At 43.3% G+C, this 1,384-nt stretch carries 1 protein-coding gene and 1 pseudogene; both read left to right on the top strand.

Annotated features, from left to right (window positions below):
• The coding region (locus O0J15_RS21095) for a DnaD domain protein (protein WP_308306287.1) at positions 1 to 451 on the top strand (451 nt) is incomplete at its 5' end.
• Positions 452 to 958: 507 nt separating this feature from the next.
• Positions 959 to 1,276 (top strand): annotated as a pseudogene (gene ssb / locus O0J15_RS21090) (single-stranded DNA-binding protein); the annotation flags it as partial.
• Positions 1,277 to 1,384 lie beyond the last annotated feature (108 nt).

Genomic DNA, 1,384 nt, shown 5'->3' with positions numbered 1-1,384 from the left:
GAAAGATATAGATATAGAGAAAGATATAGATATAGATAAAGATAAAAATCCAGTCGAGCTCATCGTGGAAGAATATCAATCTCGTATTGCTCCGTTGGATGGAACTCAATTTGAAATCTTGAAAGAGTTCATCACTTTTGATGGAATGGAAGCGAAAGTTGTCCTGAAAGCAATTGGTCTTGCTGCTGACAATGGTAAAAGGAATTTTAGTTATATCAGAGCGATTTTAACGAATTGGAAAAACGATGGAGTTTTGACGATTGCAGCAGTCGATGAACGTGAGCGAGCGTACAAAGAAAGTAAAATCAAGGATCAGTCAGGGAATCAAAAATCAAATGTTCCTGAATGGTCACAACCTAACTATGTGAATACCACGAGCGAGGAGGTCAAGGAAGAGCTTGAAAAACGGAAACGTGAATTACTTGAAAGGCTTGAGAATGGAGGTGGCTGATGTTTATTTTAAGACATGGAACAAGAGAAGATAAGCCGTTTCTGAGGTCTGCTGTTATCGGTGTGACTGGCTTGGACATTTCATGTTCAGAGGAGAAGAAAGCCATGCGGTTTATCTCTCGGGCGGCAGCCTTACAGGTTGGTAAGGCATTGAGAGGTTCCTTTGGGAACTTTTATCCTGTTGAGGTGGAGTGATGTTAGAATTTTACTTCGTCTATAATGGGCACTGCAAGTTTTACCTTGGGACGTTTGACAATGTCGATGATCTTATTGACAATATGGAAGACCATCAGTGGGCTTTCTCGGCTATCACTCATCCAAGGTTTCAGAAGCACATTGGTCAGCGGACGACACGGTTTGACTACGGTGCTAAGGATTGTTACTATTTAGCAACTTTTTCAGGAGGAGAAGAAAATGATTGAACTTTTTAAAGAATTTGGAATGGCTATTCTGTGGCTATTTCTCGGCTATTTAGTCGGGGAACGTGCAGCAAGAAAGGACAAGAAAGATGATCAATAACGTTACATTGGTAGGGCGCTTGACAAAAGACCCTGAATTAAAATATACGCCGTCGAATGTGGCGGTTGCTACCTTTACTCTGGCGGTCAATCGGAACTTCAAGGGAGCAAACGGCGAGCGAGAGGCGGATTTCATCAACTGTATGATGTGGCGTAAGCAGGCGGAGTTGTTTGCGGAATGGTGCAAGAAGGGGAATCTTGTCGGTGTGACGGGGCGCATCCAGACAAGGAACTACGAGAATCAGGAAGGGCGCAGGGTCTATGTGACTGAGGTTGTCGCAGAGAATTTCGAGCGACTTGAAAAGCGTGATGATACTGCTAACCGTTCGAACATTGAGGAATAAATGCCAGGACACGCCCTTGAGGAAGATGATTTTCCGTTTTAGTGGGAGGTAAGAAATATGATTGGAGTAACC

The sequence above is a fragment of the Stenotrophomonas sp. Sm10 genome (assembly GCF_030985515.1).
GTDB classification, from domain to species: domain Bacteria; phylum Pseudomonadota; class Gammaproteobacteria; order Xanthomonadales; family Xanthomonadaceae; genus Stenotrophomonas; species Stenotrophomonas hibiscicola.
Note: the sequence above shows the minus strand (reverse complement) of the source record. Positions and strands in the feature narration are given on the sequence as shown.